General features: G+C 52.5%; 29 protein-coding genes. 27 read left to right on the plus strand and 2 right to left on the minus strand.

The window, feature by feature from the left end; all coding sequences use genetic code 11:
• Positions 1-13: 13 nt before the first annotated feature.
• The 27 genes from HV477_RS16990 (at position 14) to HV477_RS28475 (ending at position 12,856) form a co-directional block, all read left to right on the plus strand.
• Positions 14-286, plus strand: a complete 273-nt coding sequence (locus tag HV477_RS16990; RefSeq protein WP_175065185.1) for a helix-turn-helix domain-containing protein — start codon at positions 14-16, stop codon at positions 284-286.
• A 9-nt stretch (positions 287-295) separates the two neighbouring features.
• Positions 296-2,299, plus strand: coding sequence for a Mu transposase C-terminal domain-containing protein (locus HV477_RS16995; RefSeq protein WP_175065186.1), 2,004 nt, complete (start codon positions 296-298; stop codon positions 2,297-2,299).
• Between the two features lie 11 nt (positions 2,300-2,310).
• Positions 2,311-3,246, plus strand: coding sequence for an AAA family ATPase (locus HV477_RS17000; protein WP_175065187.1), 936 nt, complete (start codon positions 2,311-2,313; stop codon positions 3,244-3,246).
• Between the two features lie 28 nt (positions 3,247-3,274).
• A complete protein-coding gene (locus HV477_RS17005; protein ID WP_175065188.1) occupies positions 3,275-3,577 on the plus strand; it encodes a hypothetical protein in 303 nt (100 codons plus the stop codon).
• Positions 3,570-3,851 (plus strand): hypothetical protein, encoded by a 282-nt coding sequence (locus HV477_RS17010; protein WP_175065189.1) that lies wholly within the window; start codon positions 3,570-3,572, stop codon positions 3,849-3,851. The genes HV477_RS17005 and HV477_RS17010 overlap by 8 nt, the downstream gene beginning before the upstream one ends.
• A gap of 14 nt (positions 3,852-3,865) precedes the next feature.
• Positions 3,866-4,087 (plus strand): hypothetical protein, encoded by a 222-nt coding sequence (locus tag HV477_RS17015; RefSeq protein ID WP_175065190.1) that lies wholly within the window; start codon positions 3,866-3,868, stop codon positions 4,085-4,087.
• Between the two features lie 12 nt (positions 4,088-4,099).
• Positions 4,100-4,306: a hypothetical protein gene (locus tag HV477_RS17020; RefSeq protein WP_175065191.1), complete on the plus strand. Its 207-nt coding sequence runs from the start codon at positions 4,100-4,102 to the stop codon at positions 4,304-4,306.
• Between the two features lie 13 nt (positions 4,307-4,319).
• Positions 4,320-4,526: a hypothetical protein gene (locus HV477_RS17025; protein ID WP_175065192.1), complete on the plus strand. Its 207-nt coding sequence runs from the start codon at positions 4,320-4,322 to the stop codon at positions 4,524-4,526.
• Positions 4,516-5,229, plus strand: a complete 714-nt coding sequence (locus tag HV477_RS17030; RefSeq protein ID WP_175065193.1) for a DUF3164 family protein — start codon at positions 4,516-4,518, stop codon at positions 5,227-5,229. The genes HV477_RS17025 and HV477_RS17030 overlap by 11 nt, the downstream gene beginning before the upstream one ends.
• A gap of 1 nt (position 5,230) precedes the next feature.
• Complete coding sequence (locus HV477_RS17035; protein WP_175065194.1) at positions 5,231-5,458, plus strand: ANR family transcriptional regulator; 228 nt, start codon at positions 5,231-5,233, stop codon at positions 5,456-5,458.
• Between the two features lie 249 nt (positions 5,459-5,707).
• Entirely contained in the window at positions 5,708-5,980 is a 273-nt protein-coding gene (locus HV477_RS17040) for a hypothetical protein (protein ID WP_175065195.1), read from the plus strand.
• A 2-nt stretch (positions 5,981-5,982) separates the two neighbouring features.
• Positions 5,983-6,204 carry a hypothetical protein gene (locus HV477_RS17045; protein WP_175065196.1) on the plus strand — a complete coding sequence of 74 codons (222 nt, stop codon included), beginning with the start codon at positions 5,983-5,985 and terminating at the stop codon, positions 6,202-6,204.
• Entirely contained in the window at positions 6,201-6,893 is a 693-nt protein-coding gene (locus tag HV477_RS17050; protein ID WP_175065197.1) for a DUF4406 domain-containing protein, read from the plus strand. The genes HV477_RS17045 and HV477_RS17050 overlap by 4 nt, the downstream gene beginning before the upstream one ends.
• 184 nt (positions 6,894-7,077) lie before the next feature.
• Entirely contained in the window at positions 7,078-7,422 is a 345-nt protein-coding gene (locus tag HV477_RS17055) for a hypothetical protein (protein WP_175065198.1), read from the plus strand.
• A complete protein-coding gene (locus HV477_RS17060; protein WP_175065199.1) occupies positions 7,419-7,730 on the plus strand; it encodes a hypothetical protein in 312 nt (103 codons plus the stop codon). Before HV477_RS17055 ends, HV477_RS17060 begins: the two co-directional genes overlap by 4 nt.
• A complete protein-coding gene (locus tag HV477_RS17065; RefSeq protein ID WP_254621677.1) occupies positions 7,727-8,104 on the plus strand; it encodes a hypothetical protein in 378 nt (125 codons plus the stop codon). The genes HV477_RS17060 and HV477_RS17065 overlap by 4 nt, the downstream gene beginning before the upstream one ends.
• Before the next feature lie 104 nt (positions 8,105-8,208).
• Positions 8,209-8,760 carry an SANT/Myb-like DNA-binding domain-containing protein gene (locus HV477_RS17070; protein ID WP_175065200.1) on the plus strand — a complete coding sequence of 184 codons (552 nt, stop codon included), beginning with the start codon at positions 8,209-8,211 and terminating at the stop codon, positions 8,758-8,760.
• A gap of 18 nt (positions 8,761-8,778) precedes the next feature.
• Positions 8,779-9,222, plus strand: a complete 444-nt coding sequence (locus HV477_RS17075; protein WP_175065201.1) for a regulatory protein GemA — start codon at positions 8,779-8,781, stop codon at positions 9,220-9,222.
• Between the two features lie 112 nt (positions 9,223-9,334).
• Entirely contained in the window at positions 9,335-9,802 is a 468-nt protein-coding gene (locus HV477_RS17080; protein WP_175065202.1) for a Mor transcription activator family protein, read from the plus strand.
• Positions 9,803-9,840: 38 nt separating this feature from the next.
• Positions 9,841-10,149: a hypothetical protein gene (locus tag HV477_RS17085; protein WP_175065203.1), complete on the plus strand. Its 309-nt coding sequence runs from the start codon at positions 9,841-9,843 to the stop codon at positions 10,147-10,149.
• A 116-nt stretch (positions 10,150-10,265) separates the two neighbouring features.
• Positions 10,266-10,466, plus strand: a complete 201-nt coding sequence (locus HV477_RS17090) for a phage holin (RefSeq protein WP_175065204.1) — start codon at positions 10,266-10,268, stop codon at positions 10,464-10,466.
• Between the two features lie 2 nt (positions 10,467-10,468).
• Positions 10,469-10,996: a lysozyme gene (locus HV477_RS17095; protein ID WP_175065205.1), complete on the plus strand. Its 528-nt coding sequence runs from the start codon at positions 10,469-10,471 to the stop codon at positions 10,994-10,996.
• Positions 10,981-11,559, plus strand: a complete 579-nt coding sequence (locus HV477_RS17100) for a hypothetical protein (protein ID WP_175065206.1) — start codon at positions 10,981-10,983, stop codon at positions 11,557-11,559. Before HV477_RS17095 ends, HV477_RS17100 begins: the two co-directional genes overlap by 16 nt.
• Positions 11,537-11,794, plus strand: coding sequence for a hypothetical protein (locus HV477_RS17105; RefSeq protein WP_175065207.1), 258 nt, complete (start codon positions 11,537-11,539; stop codon positions 11,792-11,794). Before HV477_RS17100 ends, HV477_RS17105 begins: the two co-directional genes overlap by 23 nt.
• Positions 11,794-12,294, plus strand: a complete 501-nt coding sequence (locus tag HV477_RS17110) for a DUF1804 family protein (protein ID WP_175065208.1) — start codon at positions 11,794-11,796, stop codon at positions 12,292-12,294. Before HV477_RS17105 ends, HV477_RS17110 begins: the two co-directional genes overlap by 1 nt.
• On the plus strand, positions 12,281-12,496 hold the full coding sequence (locus HV477_RS17115) for a hypothetical protein (protein WP_175065209.1): 216 nt from the start codon (positions 12,281-12,283) through the stop codon (positions 12,494-12,496). The genes HV477_RS17110 and HV477_RS17115 overlap by 14 nt, the downstream gene beginning before the upstream one ends.
• 45 nt (positions 12,497-12,541) lie before the next feature.
• On the plus strand, positions 12,542-12,856 hold the full coding sequence (locus HV477_RS28475) for a hypothetical protein (protein WP_254621678.1): 315 nt from the start codon (positions 12,542-12,544) through the stop codon (positions 12,854-12,856).
• A gap of 6 nt (positions 12,857-12,862) precedes the next feature.
• Here the strand turns inward: HV477_RS28475 and HV477_RS17125 are convergent, their stop codons facing one another.
• Positions 12,863-13,330 (minus strand): hypothetical protein, encoded by a 468-nt coding sequence (locus HV477_RS17125; protein WP_175065210.1) that lies wholly within the window; start codon positions 13,328-13,330, stop codon positions 12,863-12,865.
• A gap of 13 nt (positions 13,331-13,343) precedes the next feature.
• Positions 13,344-13,514: a hypothetical protein gene (locus tag HV477_RS17130; RefSeq protein ID WP_175065211.1), complete on the minus strand. Its 171-nt coding sequence runs from the start codon at positions 13,512-13,514 to the stop codon at positions 13,344-13,346.
• Between the last annotated feature and the right edge of the window lie 69 nt (positions 13,515-13,583).

Consider the following 13,583-nt stretch of genomic DNA (forward strand, 5'->3'; position numbering starts at 1 on the left):
AAAGGATCACACAATGCAGTTATCGACACAAGACTTGCTAGCGTTGTTCATTCATGAGGGGCAGGACTGGTCAGCCAGGGCAATTCATACGGCTCTTGGAAATAAAGGGGTTGATATTGCTTCGCTAGAGCGATCTAAAGGATTAAAAGCTGGAGTTATGCGCAATGTGTTCTATCGCAGATGTCCAGATTACCAGTTGGTGATTGCCGATATTATCGGGGTCCCTCCATCCGTAATCTGGCCCAGCAGATACCAGGGTAAAAATACTGATTCAAAAGCTGCGTAAGGGGATGTTATGTGGGTAACGGCTAAAGAATGCATGGGAGTAAAAGGATTTCCCACCGCTGACAAAAACGTCCGGGCGCGGCTGGGCAGTGCAGTTAAGGATAATCCTGAGTGGCGTCGCAAGCGTGAAGGCACAAAGGCGTTTGAGTATCACGTTGATTGCCTGGCGGAAGAGATCAGGCAAGCCGTCATCACCAAAATTGCCCCGGCCTTACCAGTTGAAACTACAGTGAAGCACCGCGTCACCGCCCGCGATGAAGTCGGGATCATGGAGCAATGCCCCGCCGTGGTTGAGCAGGCGCTGCACCAGTTGACCGATGCGCAAAAGGCTATCGCCAGTGCGCGGATACTGCTTGCCGTTGAGGTTCACACCCTGCGCGAACATGCAGGCATGACTCGCACCGGGGCCATTGACTGGATAGTCCAGGGTTCCCGTACCGGCAATCTTCCGCCCCGCGTTCTGGAAGCGGCCAGCGTCGCTAACGCCCGTCAGGGTAAGCGCGTCGGCGTCGGCAAGAGTTCGCTGCAGGAATGGTATTCAACCTGGTTGCTAGCCCAGGGCGATGCTAACCGGCTGCTGGTGTTGCTGTCAGCCGGTCATCATAAAGCCGTGCCGTGGCAGCAACTCCCCTGGCTCGATGACTTCTTTGCCTTCTATCGGGTATGGCAGCGGCCATCGGTTGCCGAGGCTTACCGGGACTTTGAAAAGTGGTGGCGTGAGACTTATGCCGATAATAGCGGGATGCTGGCGGCGATACCGGGGATACACACGGTACGTCGCGAAATGCAGAAAGTGCCGAAGATAGTGCGTGAGCGTTATCGCACAACCGGTTCCGCCTGGCGTTCGCTTAATCCGTTTAAGCGTCGTGACTGGTCACAGATGCCGGTTAATGCCGTGTGGGTCGGGGATGGTCACTGCATGAAGATGCAGACGTTTAACCCGCTAACGGGTAACACCTTCCAGCCGGAAGTGACCTTTGTCATGGATGCCGGGCAGCGCTTCATTGTGGGCTGGTCGATAGCGTTATCCGAAAACACGATAGCCGTTGCTGATGCCCTGCGTCATGCCATATCACAGCACGGCGTACCGCTGATTTACTACTCGGATAACGGGCCGGGTGAGACGGGTAAAATGCTGGATGCCGACGTGGTCGGTATGTTGCCCCGTCTCGGTATCGAGCACTTTACCGGGATACCAGGCAACCCACAGGGGCGCGGGATTATTGAGCGCTTTAACAAAGAGGTTCCGCATGAGGTGGCCCGCCAGTTTGAGAGTTACTGCCATAAGGGCGCGGACGAGGAGACAGTCAACTTACAGATGCGCATTGCCCGTTCTGCGGTGAAGGCAATGCACAAAGGCAAAGACCTGACAACCCGCCAGGTTAAGGCGATGGGGAAAATCCCGACATGGGAGCAACTGATGGCTGCCATTGAACAGGAGGTCGCCAACTATAACAACCGCCCGCATTCGTCGCTGCCACGTCGTGAGAGTGGCGAGCACTACAGCCCGGCGGCATACCGCAAGAAGCTGATACGTGAGCAGGGTCAGGATGTGATGATCGACTTCCTCACCCCGGCAGAGTTACACGAAATGTTCAGGCCGGAAAAAGTCTGCACGACCACACGGGGCGAGATACGGATATTCAATAATATTTATTATTCCACGGAGCTTAAATTCTATACCGGGGAAGAAGTCAGGGTTAATTACGATATTCATGATGCTGATTCGATCATTGTTCGCCGCATGGACGGCACCTATATCTGTGATGCTATCTGGAACGGTAACAAGGTTGACGGGTTCGCTAAGTCGGTACGGCAGCAGTTGCAGGAAAAACGTGTCAAAGGTCGTATCGATCGCGGCATGGAGCGCGTAGAAGACGCCAGGCGCGAGCTGCGGCCAGCGCTGGCGCACAAGCAGGATGACGAGTTTGCCGACCTGCTGGCGCGGGCTGATAAAGAGGCCGCACTGATAGCCCAGCGGGAAGCGGAATTAAAGACAGGCACACATAATTAAGCGAGGTTTATATGCAGGACTTAATTGACCGGGTAAATAAAATCAGGGAGCGGAATAACTATTCGCAGAATGAACTTGCGCTAAAAATAGATCGCAGTCCGGCGGTGATTAATCAGTTTTTACAGGGTAAATATAAAGGCAATAAAGAAGACGTTGCGGCCCGTATCCGTGAATTTGTGGAAACTGAGGAAGCACGTTTTAACGCCAGATTTAAAGCGCCTTCATTCGTGGAAACCGATTCAACAAAAGAGGCGGAAAAGCTTATTAATTTTGCCATGAAGTACCGGACTATCTGTGTCTTAACGGCGGATTCTGGCCTGGGTAAATCCACCATTCTCAGGGAGTACAGGGCCGGACGTACCGACACAATACTGATAGAAGTCACATCAGGTTTTACCCCACGTGCGCTGATGAAAGCCCTGCTAACGGAGCTTAAGCCTGATGCCAGCAAGAGCGCGTCCACTGCCGAACTGATGAAAGAGTGTATCAGCGGGCTGAATGCCACCCCGCGCCTTATCCTGGTTGACGAGGCCGAGCTGCTGCCCTATCAGGCGCTTGAGGCGCTGCGTCGTCTGTATGACATGGTCGAGACGGGAGTTGTACTTGCTGGCCTGCCGCGTCTTACTGATAACCTCGTCGGTGCAGACGGTGAGCATGTGCAACTTTACAGCCGTATTGCGCAGTATCTCGATCTGAATGAAGAGTTTAAGCGCCAGTGTTTTGACGCTATCGCGGTCAGGATGATGCCGGAGGCGGAGAGCGACGACGTCAGAAACCTGCTTTATTACTGTGCTGGTAACAATGTTCGCCGCCTGCTTAATATCGTTCGTGGCGTGTATGACATGTGCGACAGGCTTAATATCCCTGTAGGTATCGGTGCGGTGAAGAAGTACACCGATAAGCTGATGAATAGTTCAAAGAGAAAAAATAAATCTTCTGTTCATTAAGTATTAATCCACTAATAAGGAATTAATTATGTCAGTTAAAACCGAAGTTAAATCATTGCGCCGTATCTGCGAAAGAATATCTCACGGCGGGGATATTGCGCCTTTTATTGGTTCCACTAAGCCGGGATATATCTATGTTGATTTTTACGAGCGCAATCGTGCGCTGGTCGATGATAACAGCGCGTGGGATGTTGACGAGTGGGAAGCGCAGAAAATGATATTGCCGTTTTCCGGTCGTGATGAATTTCGCCGTGTGTATCGGCTGGCGCGGCTTTTGCGTGGCCGTCCCCGTTCTCGTGAGGTGCTCTTGCACTGGAGGACGTATGGCTAATCCAGAGCAGGTTACTCAGGCCATCGTGTCAGGCGTCTACCGAGCTGAGTGTCTGGTGTCGTCGCTCGTTGCGCGTGGGGCTGATGTGGTTTCTGTCTCCGTTCGTGGCGGTATGCCTGTAGTTCGTATTAATCGTAATTCATTTACCGCGCATTTAATTGATAACGGTAAAGCGTCTTATGTCTGGTTAGGTTGTGGAACAAGGGGGAAATACAAGCAAGGCGTTTATATGCAGGACGGTTGCAAAGTCGTCTGGTCTGAATCCATTCATTAAATAAAGGGTTAATTATGGCTACTGTTTTAAATATCGTTATTGAAAGCAAAAATGGTCGCATTGAAACCGTTATGTCTGGCGGTGGAAAAGGCAAAGTAACACAGGGAGAGGTTGAACGTGTAATGGCTATTGCGGAATTAATAAAAAATGCGCTGGCCGCATCGGGTGGTGAAATCGCGTACTTCAAAGCTGATGTGGCAAAGGCGATGAAGGCTGCAGGTGTTGAAACGCATTAAGGGGAAATGATTATGACGGTAAGAGTGACATTTGAATTTACGCACACCGAAGACGGGATCGATGTTAAGTGTGAAGTTGTGCCTGCTGCTGATGGGTGCTGTCACTGTGAAACGGCATTTGCCGCTGAAGCTATCGAGCATGTGCAGGAAGCGGTGAAGTTTGTTAATAACGCATTAAAGGCAGACCCTGACCTTGCGCCTGATGGTTGCGTTCACTGACTACGGAGGGCTTATGGCCGTTGAGGTTAAAGCTGTGTTCAGGCGCGTTGGTGGGGTGACGATGACGGAGATTGATGTGGCTACGGCGTCGCCTGATTTTTGCAGTGAGGAGATGCGAGAGGCGACGATGGCGGCGTTGATGTTGAAGGAGCGCTTTGCCACCGTCACTGGGTTCAACAATGTTAATTTTATTGATGGGGATAGTAAATATGTTAGCTGAAAAGAATACGTCTGTTGTTGCGGATGTGGCGGCGGATGCTGGCGTTGATGCGGGTCAGGCTGTGGCTGCATCGGCTCAGAAGCAGTACACCAGTCTTAACGCCCCGGAGGGTTACTGGATTGATGCGCGCGGCGTGATGACGCCTGCGGATATGGTTAAGCCGATAGACAAAGACCGTGACGCGCTGGTCGGTGAGATTATTGAGCGTGCGCTTCCCCTGCATAAGGGGCTGACTGAGTTCAAATCCACCGTGTTCGCTGACACGCAGGCGTTTCGGGAGCTGTCGGGGGAGCTGTACGGCGCGAAGGTGGGCGGCGAGAAAGGCAATATGACCTTCTATACGTGGGATGGGGTCTGGAAGGTGGTTGTTGCTATCGCGGAGCGTCTGGCCTTTGACGAACGTCTGCAGGCGGCTAAGGCGCTGATTGACGAGTGCCTGAAAGACTGGACGGAAGGCTCGCGCCCGGAAGTGGTGTCGCTTATCGATGAAGCGTTCCAGGTGGATAAGGAAGGCGAAGTCAGCACCGGCCGTATCCTGCGTCTGCGTCGTCTGGATATTGCGGATGAACGCTGGATGAATGCGATGCGGGCCATCAACGACGCCATCCTGATTGTGGGCAGCAAGAAGTATGTGCGCATCTATAAGCGGTCTGGTGACAGCAATCAGTATGTGCCGTTCTCCCTCGACCTTGCGGCGGTGTGATATGGCGAACGTCAACGACCGCGCCCGCAATACTTATCATTGCTATGCCGTTGGCGCTGTACGTTGTGAGCAGGCCGGGGAGTACCTTGAAGCTGCCAGGTTATGGCTTAAAGCGTCAGGACGGCCCTGTAAGGCACGTGCGCGTAAGTGGGCGGAAGACCGCGCCGACTTCTGCCGTCATGCAGCTACAGGGCGCTGGGGTAAACCAGATGAACGCAAAAGAGTTTAACCGGAAGTATAAGGTTGGTACTTGCTTTATCCGTAAGACGAATCTGGAGTTCGGCCCCATAGTCAGGACAGCCGGGAAGGCAAATGACTTTAAATGTGGTGCTATCGTTGAAATTAACGTTATTCCGTATTTTGTCAGGATTAACACACTGATACCAGCAGTACCATTTTAACGGCTTTTTAAATCTGATTTAAATATGGCGTAAATCGTCAGGGGCTGACTTACGCCAAAATTAAGGAAATTATATTTATGAATATAACTAACCATGAATTAGTTGAGCTAATTGAAGGCTTGCGCAAATGGCATAAACGCGCTGTCGAGGGTTGTGATTTGATGCGTGATAATGCGGATAAAACATTCTGCATTCCTGGCATGGACGAATTTACGTTATCAGAAGAGGAACAAAAAGGCTTTCGTATTGGTGTCACCCTGGCATGTGCGCAGTTTACGTTTCCGCTGAAAGAGGTTAATTCGCAGTGTTCTGAAAGTGAGGACAATGCTGATGATATGGAGGATGACTGAGTATGACGCTCACAGTCACCAGCGCGCAATACCGACGCCCCGGGGAGCTGCATGTGTACAACATGAGCAATGGTTCTGTGGCTGAGGAGTTGCCGAAAGTTCCCGGGCGTTCCGGCCTGAAATGCTATAACGCTGCCGGAAGTCGCATACATAAAACCGCCGTTATTAATGAAATGAAAGCCGCCATTAAGCGGCATAAACAAAAGTGGAGATTAGCGAAATGAATAATCAGCAGAATAAAAAGAAAGTGGTGTTTATTTGTGGCCCGATGACCGGGTATGAAAATTATAACCGCGATGCCTTTATGCAAGCAGAAAGGGATTTAATTTACTGGGGGGATAGCGATGTTGTCCTCAACCCCGCCACGCTGCCTGATGGTCTGGAGCATGAGCAGTACCTGACCATCACGCGCGGGATGATTCGGGTATCTGATTTCGTTTGTCTGCTGCCGGGCTGGGAAGACAGTAACGGCGCACGGCAGGAAGTGATATACGCGTTGAAGCGCAATATCTGGCCTATGGGCTTTGATGGCGCTATGCGGGAAAAGTTAAAAGAGGTGCTGTGGATGGCGTTTACCACTGGTAGTCATGCCCGGCGTTCTGCGCTTTCTAATCCCATGCGGCCATCAGCGAAAGGCCGGGAAGAGTTCCATGTGCCTCATGGGTTCCGCTGCCGTCAGGTGGAGATTTCCGGGTCGCTGCCGAAGTCTGAACGTGAGTTTGCCCTGCTGCCCCGTCAGGGTGTGACTGATGCAGCGGAGAAACTCACCTGGATTTCCGGGATGCTGGAAGGCATACAGCAGCGTTTCGCGTCGCTGCCGTTAAAGCTCGATGACCTCGGCGAGGTTAAGGCCGCAGCGGGTGAAGCGTACAGCATCCTGTGTGAGGTGTTGGCTAATGAGGTGATGGAATGAAATTCATCATTATTGCCAGTGTGTCATATGTGGTTGGAGTGCTGGCATTCATTGGTCTCCTTTCATTTGTTGTGTGGCGTAACGTCTTTCGGGATTTAGGGTATGGCGGCGTAATCCGAAATATTGTCGGTGGGGTTGCCATCATATGGCTTGTCTGCGGAATTTTCCGGTGGGGACTCACGTTATGAAACGCATCGATATACATGTTGAAGGTCTGAGTGTTGAGGCTCGAACCAACCTCGCCCAAAGTGTTTATTCGGCGTTCGTGAGCGCTGGCCGTCGTGCGGTTGGTGCTTTTGCGCTCGGGGTGGCGGTAGCGAGTGTGATTCTCTTCGGGACGCAATGGGTTCTTTTTAAGCTGGATGTTGGCCGTGATGACACCGATGGCAAAACCCGGTCAGGTCTTAATCTTTATACCGACCATAAAACGGGTTGTCAGTACCTGGGGAACGGCAGCGGCCTGACACCACGTATGGACGCGCAGGGGTATCAGATGTGCAGTGAGAAAACCAAAGGAGGCAAACAGTGAACGCTATTTTTACACCTGAGCCGGTAATCAGCATCATCATTAAGGACGGCTGGCCGGTAGAAAATTCAGCAGGGATCATCGTTGGCGCACCAGAATTAGCGGACGGGGTTCATGAGTTATATACCACTCCGCCGATGGTGCTGTTACCGCCAGTGAGCGACCTTGAGCCTGACGATATCGACGCCGGCTATAACATCTGTCATTACCTTGTACAGCGCTATCTCACGCAACAGGGGATCGCTTTTCGTATTGACACAGAAAACCAGTATGGCGAATTAAAGCGTAACCAGAAAGGAGACAAGCTATGACTATTCAACGTTTCATGCCCATAGCGTCGTCAGCAATCATGTTGTCGAAACAGGGCGACTATGTACGCTACAGCGATTACCTGGAACACCTTAACCTTTCCCCGGCTGCGGCTGATGTGCTGGCTGAACGTCACCGACAGATTGCGGTAAAGGGCTGGACGCCAGAGCATGATGATACCTATATCGGCTTCGAACTGGCTGCGGCGGCCATCAGCTATATAGAGCCAATGGAGGCTGAAAATTACTGGCCTGCCGACTGGCTTGATGACAGTTTTAAACCCTCGGACTACCGGCGCAATCTGGTCAAAGCGGCAGCCCTGCTACTGGCTGAACTTGAACGGGTCGATCGCCAGTCTCAGGGCGACCAGAAATAACATCATTATTTATTTAACGTATTAACTGAATCGTAAATCGTTTTTAAACACCGCTTATGCGGCGGGCCGCGCTCGGCCCGCATACAGCAAAAGAGGAAATAAATATGATCCTTAAGCCTATGGGTAAACCGGGAGTATGCCCGAAGCATGTACGCCCCTGGACGCCAGAGGAAGACGAGTTGCTGATAAGTCTGCACGGGAAAAAGACCACGGCAGAAATAGTGCCCCTTCTGCCTGCGCCAGGCAGAACAAAAGGCGCAATACAGAAAAGAATGGATGCATTACTGGCGCGCTATCCGGATCGGATGAGTCGCATCAGACGCCTGTATACACCGAAGGAGGATAATTTTATCCGCAAAAATTGCCATACGATGACTGCGGCAGAAATTGCAACACATCTTGACGACAGAAGCATGAGTTCGGTACATGAAAGGGCCAGAGCGATAGGTGTAAGTCTCGCAAAGTTCGGCGAACAACACCCAAAAGCCAGATATCCTGATGAACTCGTTATTCGTGTTCAGGACTGGCGGGATGATCTCAGTCTGACCTTTAAAGAGATTGGCAGAAGGCTGAATATACCAGGATCGACAGCCTGGTCTCTCTACAACCGCCTGACCGCTGATTACGCCAGCGTGCGCGAATACATGCCGCGATAATACCCCGGAGAATGCACGATGAAGCCTGTTACGACAAGTCTTATCAGGGCGATCAAAACCGGTCAGTCCCGGCTTGGCTGGGATAACGCCACCTATAAAAGCGTGCTGCTGCGTCTCACCGGCAAGGATAGCTCGACAAAGTGTTCCATCCGGGAGCTGAAAGACGTCATAGAGTACATGCATAGCCAGGGCTTTCCACGTCAGGCTCCAAAGGGCAAAGGCCGCAGGCCCAATGTGGCAGAACAGCGCAAGGCGATAGTTGCCAAGATTGAGGCGCTGCTGGCTGAGGGTGGTCTGTCGTGGGCGTATGCTGAAGGGATCGCATTGCAGATGTGGAATGAGAGTTTGCTTGAGTGGCTGAATAACAAAGATGATCCTTTCGATAATAAAAAGATTCATGCTGTGATGGTAGCAATGGTTAAGCGCGCCAGGAAAAAGAAAAAGCAGGATAAACAGAAGTAACAAAAAGCCCTGACGTTGCGTTCAGGGCTTTTTTTATGGACTGTACAGGCGATCAGTTGTGGTTATAATAGCAGCATTCCTTATCTGCTGAACGTCTTCCCCGGAGGTGTCCATGTCCGCCGATATCACCGACTTTTCCAGTGTGAAGCATTATCTGCCTGATTCCGCCTTTGAGCTGGTCGAGGTGCTCGGCTGGCCTGCGGCGATGCGCCTGGTCTCGCTCTTTGGCGGTGTATCCGTATCCGGCACCAGCGGGCGGGCGCGGGAGCGTACCGGCGGCGTGCATCAGATGCTGCGTGAAGCGCTGACGGAAGATGAGGTTAAAAAGCTGATCCGCCACTTTGGCAGTGCGGGAGTCTACATTCCCCGCTGCGATGTTGCGTTGCGCGAGCTGCGTAACAGCCGTTTTATTGCCGAACTGGAGGCCAGCGTTGCCGGTGGTTTATCGACACGTCAGGCGCTGGCCCGGCTTTGTCCCCGTTACGGGTTCAGTGACCGGTACGCCTGGTCGCTGAGGCGACGGCAAAAAGACAATCAGACTCTACCGAAAGGCCCCGTTCAGACGGGGCTTTTTGATTAATGGGGCCTGGTAAATTTTAATCAACAGGAGTCAATAACATGGCTGATGATAAAGAAATTGAGCATAAATTACTGATTGCGGAGTATTACGAACTGAAAGAGAAAGCGGAGGATGATGCAAGAATGCGTCGTTCTATGCTGAACCATATACCTTACGAGGTTCGCAGTCTGGATGAAGATGACCCCATTGATGCGACCAGATTAAAAGCGATGGCTAAGAATCTGGAAGATGCGGATCAATCCTTGCGCAAAGTGGTTCAGCGTGTTAATGCCGTAGCCGCGTTATGTGGCAAGCCTGAAATCACCGTAAGAAGTCTGCTTTTCAAATTCGGTAAACGACAGTCATAATAGTGTATTGCCCCGGACTGCCGGGGCGTACCCCTTCCGGTTTAGCGCTGAACCCCTTCATACACTCCCGTTTTTTAGATCCGTTAGCCTGATATCACAACACTGAGGTATCAGTCATGAATAACGGATTTTCCTGGTCGGCCCTGTTTATGTCAGGGGTGACCTTTCTGATAAGCCTGTTCCGTCCCGAAGAGTGGATGGTGATTGGCATTATGGTCGGTATCGTCGGCACGGTCTTTACCTGCTGGGCCAACTGGTATTACCGCCGCAAATTCTTTCAGCTCCAGCGCAGCCGCTGGCATCGTCCCCGGAAGTAGCTATGGGGCTGAAAACACGCATTGCAGGCGCGGTCTGCTCCGTTGCCGTCATCATCGGGCTGTCGGTGAAGCTCTATCCCGATACGTTGCGCACGTCGGCCGCCGGTCAGGCGCTGATTGGCAACGAAGAAGGCTGTCGCCGTAACCCCTACTGTGACGGCGTTGGCGTGTTAACCGTGGGGCTTGGCAGTACCGGTCACGTTGAGCAGCGCACCTACAGCGATGAAGAGATTGCGACCCGGTGGGTCAGTGATATGGCCGATGCCGAGGACTGCGTTAACCGGTATTTCCGGGGTAAGGATATGCCGCAGCGGCCCTTTGAGGCGATGACGTCGCTGGTCCTTAACGTTGGCTGCTATGGCGTGCGCTGGAACCGTAAGGCCGCGCGACCCACGCAGATTTACCGCGAGGCGCAGGCCGGAAACTGGACGGCCATGTGTCACCGTATCCCGGACTTTCCCAACAGTGGCGGCGTACCGGTGCTGGCCGCGCGACGTGCGCGGGAGGAGGCCTGGTGTCTTGGTCACTGAATCCCGCTAACCGCGTCGCCCTGTGGGTCTGTGGCGGCGTGATGCTCGCCCTGCTGGCAGTGGTGGCGGTGCTGGCGTATCAGGTCAGCGACCTGAGCGAACGGGCCGGGACGCTTACCAGTGAGCGGGATACCGCGCGCGACGAACGCGACGAGGCCCGCGCCGAGACGGCCCTGCAGGCGATGAACTTTAACCGCGTTAACCAGATAACCGAGGAGGCCCGGCGTGTCAGGCAGCAAAGCGCTATCACCGCGCAAAACATTCGGCGCGATATTCACGCGCATATCTCGTCGGAGTCCTGCAGCAGTGTGTTGCTGCCTGCTGATGATTCTGACCGGCTGCTCGGCTACGTCAACGCGCTGCGTGATGAAGCCTTACACCCGGATGCCGCCGGAGCTTCTGGCACCGACACTGCCGTCACTCCCGCCCGGCGATTAACCTGGGGGCAAGCGGTTGAGTGGCTGCCGCTGCTGATGGGCGATATCCAGTCCTGTAACAGCGACAAGGCCGGTCTGAGACGTATTGATAAGGAGAGAGTCAGTGAAACAACGAAAAAAAATTAAGCGCCAGCGCCGCAGCTACGTCGTGCAGTCGCAGGCCCCGGCGGTCAGTGAAGACCTGCTCAAAGGGATCAGCATTGAGCTGACGCACCTCAGCCTGCAGATGGCCGCCGTGCAGGATGCGGCCAAAGAATCCGCCATTAAGCGCGGTGCGCTGTCCGGGGCCGTATCCGGGGCGATTGCCGGTGCGGTGGTGGCAACGGCCATCGGGCTGATACGTACACGCATGGGGCTGTAATGGCGTATTCGAAAGACGATCGCGCACGGTTTCGCCGGGCCTACATCTTCAGCCAGTTGTCGCTTGAACTGACAGCCGCACAGTTTGGGATCAGTTCACCGACCGCCCTGCGCTGGAAGCGTGAGGCGCAGAAGAACGGCGACGACTGGGACAAGTTACGCGCGGCGAATGCGCTCGCCGGTGGCGGGATGGAAGAAGCCGGGCGTGCGGTGCTGATGGCGCTGGTAGTCCAGTGTCAGGCGACGATGGAGAAGATTAACTCCGACCCGGATTTAAGCGCCGAAAAACGGGTTGAGATGCTGGCAAGCCTGTCGGATGCGTTTAACAAAGCGGTGGCGGCCAGTAAAAAAATACTGCCGGAGACCGACAAACTGGCGATAGCGATTAGCGTGCTTCACCTGTTCGGTGAGCACATCAACCAGAAGTACCCGAAGCTGCGTGCGGAGTTCGTCGGGGTACTGGAGACCTTTCAGGGGGTGATTGAAGATGAGTTCACTTGAGCAACAAGAGTTAAAGACAATGCTGTATACGCTGCGCGGTGCGGTGAGTGAAGAGTCCGAGCCGGTACAGCAGATGGTGAAGGAGTCCGAAGAGAAGACGCGGGCGTTTATTGCCCGGCTTGAAGCGGATTATCCCGATCAAAAAGGTCTTGTGGGCGGCCTGATTGCGGTAGTGGATCACTTGATGAAAAACGGGCTTTAACACCCGTTTAAATGGCATTTAAAACCCGTTAACGGAGAATGAAAAATGAGCAAGATTACTTTAACCGCAGCGATGATTAAGTCACTGGCCGCGTTTGCGGCAGAAGACGGGCAGGATGCTTACACCCTGTCTCATGGTCAGATTCCGGCGCAGGCTGGCTTCGCAGGATATTCAGGGCTTATCGCGTATTCCACGTCTGAGGATGGTGGCGTTCTGGCGCTCGGAGAGGTGCAGGAAAAGCCCCTGTCTATGCCTTACACGGAAGAAATGAAACTCCACCTGATGCGGTTAATTATTAATGATGATATTGAGGGCTTAAATAATGCCCTCAATAGTTCGGTGAGTTTAATTCAGGGTTAAGCCTGATTAATGCATACCAAGACCGGGAGTGCCGCCAGCAATAAAGGATATTACTTTTTCGGTGAAAGTGAATTTCACTTTTTCATCAAGCCCCAGACAAACAACCGCTCGCTGATAGGCGGGCTTGTTAAGGGCGTTCAGAGGGATGCTGTCGGTTTTCTCTATTTTGTGGAGTTTATTTAAAAACTCCTCAGACGTAAGCGTATCGAAAATATCGCACAATTTTTTATAGCGTCGGCTTTGTTGTCTTGCGTCTGCTGCGATTTTTCCGGGATTCCATGTGTACTGAACGGCGGCACAAAAGCCGATTAATGTACCAATAAGCCATCCGTAAGAACTGTTTGCAAACGAGGCCCCACCCAGGAAGAACTGTAAAAACAATAAGATGTTGCTACAGCGACGAGTGAAAATCTCGATCATAACTTCCATGTAGTAATTGTAATACAACCAGAATTTATCATTATCGGATGGCATAGCTTATGTCCTGTTATTTATCTGTCTTCTCCTTCCCCTTGTCTTTTTCATCATGGGGAGAAGTGACAAATCGTTGATGTAGCGGCGCGACATTATCAGGAATGATTTGTTGACCATGCCCGATGCGGATGTCGTCGTCGTTGTTTCTGTCGTTATCGGGATAACGTTTTATTTTATCGCTCATTAATTTAACTCCGTAGGTTGAGATAACGCCTGGTTCCCTCGTCAAAGTTCGCCAGGCAATTTCAACCAT

This window comes from Salmonella sp. SG203, assembly GCF_013350575.1.
Classification (GTDB): Bacteria; Pseudomonadota; Gammaproteobacteria; order Enterobacterales; family Enterobacteriaceae; genus Salmonella; species Salmonella enterica.

Bases quoted from the DNA above. Each gene is read 5' to 3' on its own strand.
- HV477_RS16990 (WP_175065185.1), top strand. From the start codon at position 14: ATGCAGTTATCGACACAAGACTTGCTAGCGTTGTTCATTCATGAGGGG.
- HV477_RS16995 (WP_175065186.1), top strand. From the start codon at position 296: ATGTGGGTAACGGCTAAAGAATGCATGGGAGTAAAAGGATTTCCCACC.
- HV477_RS17000 (WP_175065187.1), top strand. From the start codon at position 2,311: ATGCAGGACTTAATTGACCGGGTAAATAAAATCAGGGAGCGGAATAAC.
- HV477_RS17005 (WP_175065188.1), top strand. From the start codon at position 3,275: ATGTCAGTTAAAACCGAAGTTAAATCATTGCGCCGTATCTGCGAAAGA.
- HV477_RS17010 (WP_175065189.1), top strand. From the start codon at position 3,570: ATGGCTAATCCAGAGCAGGTTACTCAGGCCATCGTGTCAGGCGTCTAC.
- HV477_RS17015 (WP_175065190.1), top strand. From the start codon at position 3,866: ATGGCTACTGTTTTAAATATCGTTATTGAAAGCAAAAATGGTCGCATT.
- HV477_RS17020 (WP_175065191.1), top strand. From the start codon at position 4,100: ATGACGGTAAGAGTGACATTTGAATTTACGCACACCGAAGACGGGATC.
- HV477_RS17025 (WP_175065192.1), top strand. From the start codon at position 4,320: ATGGCCGTTGAGGTTAAAGCTGTGTTCAGGCGCGTTGGTGGGGTGACG.
- HV477_RS17030 (WP_175065193.1), top strand. From the start codon at position 4,516: ATGTTAGCTGAAAAGAATACGTCTGTTGTTGCGGATGTGGCGGCGGAT.
- HV477_RS17035 (WP_175065194.1), top strand. From the start codon at position 5,231: ATGGCGAACGTCAACGACCGCGCCCGCAATACTTATCATTGCTATGCC.
- HV477_RS17040 (WP_175065195.1), top strand. From the start codon at position 5,708: ATGAATATAACTAACCATGAATTAGTTGAGCTAATTGAAGGCTTGCGC.
- HV477_RS17045 (WP_175065196.1), top strand. From the start codon at position 5,983: ATGACGCTCACAGTCACCAGCGCGCAATACCGACGCCCCGGGGAGCTG.
- HV477_RS17050 (WP_175065197.1), top strand. From the start codon at position 6,201: ATGAATAATCAGCAGAATAAAAAGAAAGTGGTGTTTATTTGTGGCCCG.
- HV477_RS17055 (WP_175065198.1), top strand. From the start codon at position 7,078: ATGAAACGCATCGATATACATGTTGAAGGTCTGAGTGTTGAGGCTCGA.
- HV477_RS17065 (WP_254621677.1), top strand. From the start codon at position 7,727: ATGACTATTCAACGTTTCATGCCCATAGCGTCGTCAGCAATCATGTTG.
- HV477_RS17070 (WP_175065200.1), top strand. From the start codon at position 8,209: ATGATCCTTAAGCCTATGGGTAAACCGGGAGTATGCCCGAAGCATGTA.
- HV477_RS17075 (WP_175065201.1), top strand. From the start codon at position 8,779: ATGAAGCCTGTTACGACAAGTCTTATCAGGGCGATCAAAACCGGTCAG.
- HV477_RS17080 (WP_175065202.1), top strand. From the start codon at position 9,335: ATGTCCGCCGATATCACCGACTTTTCCAGTGTGAAGCATTATCTGCCT.
- HV477_RS17085 (WP_175065203.1), top strand. From the start codon at position 9,841: ATGGCTGATGATAAAGAAATTGAGCATAAATTACTGATTGCGGAGTAT.
- HV477_RS17090 (WP_175065204.1), top strand. From the start codon at position 10,266: ATGAATAACGGATTTTCCTGGTCGGCCCTGTTTATGTCAGGGGTGACC.
- HV477_RS17095 (WP_175065205.1), top strand. From the start codon at position 10,469: ATGGGGCTGAAAACACGCATTGCAGGCGCGGTCTGCTCCGTTGCCGTC.
- HV477_RS17110 (WP_175065208.1), top strand. From the start codon at position 11,794: ATGGCGTATTCGAAAGACGATCGCGCACGGTTTCGCCGGGCCTACATC.
- HV477_RS17115 (WP_175065209.1), top strand. From the start codon at position 12,281: ATGAGTTCACTTGAGCAACAAGAGTTAAAGACAATGCTGTATACGCTG.
- HV477_RS28475 (WP_254621678.1), top strand. From the start codon at position 12,542: ATGAGCAAGATTACTTTAACCGCAGCGATGATTAAGTCACTGGCCGCG.
- HV477_RS17125 (WP_175065210.1), bottom strand. From the start codon at position 13,330: ATGCCATCCGATAATGATAAATTCTGGTTGTATTACAATTACTACATG.
- HV477_RS17130 (WP_175065211.1), bottom strand. From the start codon at position 13,514: ATGAGCGATAAAATAAAACGTTATCCCGATAACGACAGAAACAACGAC.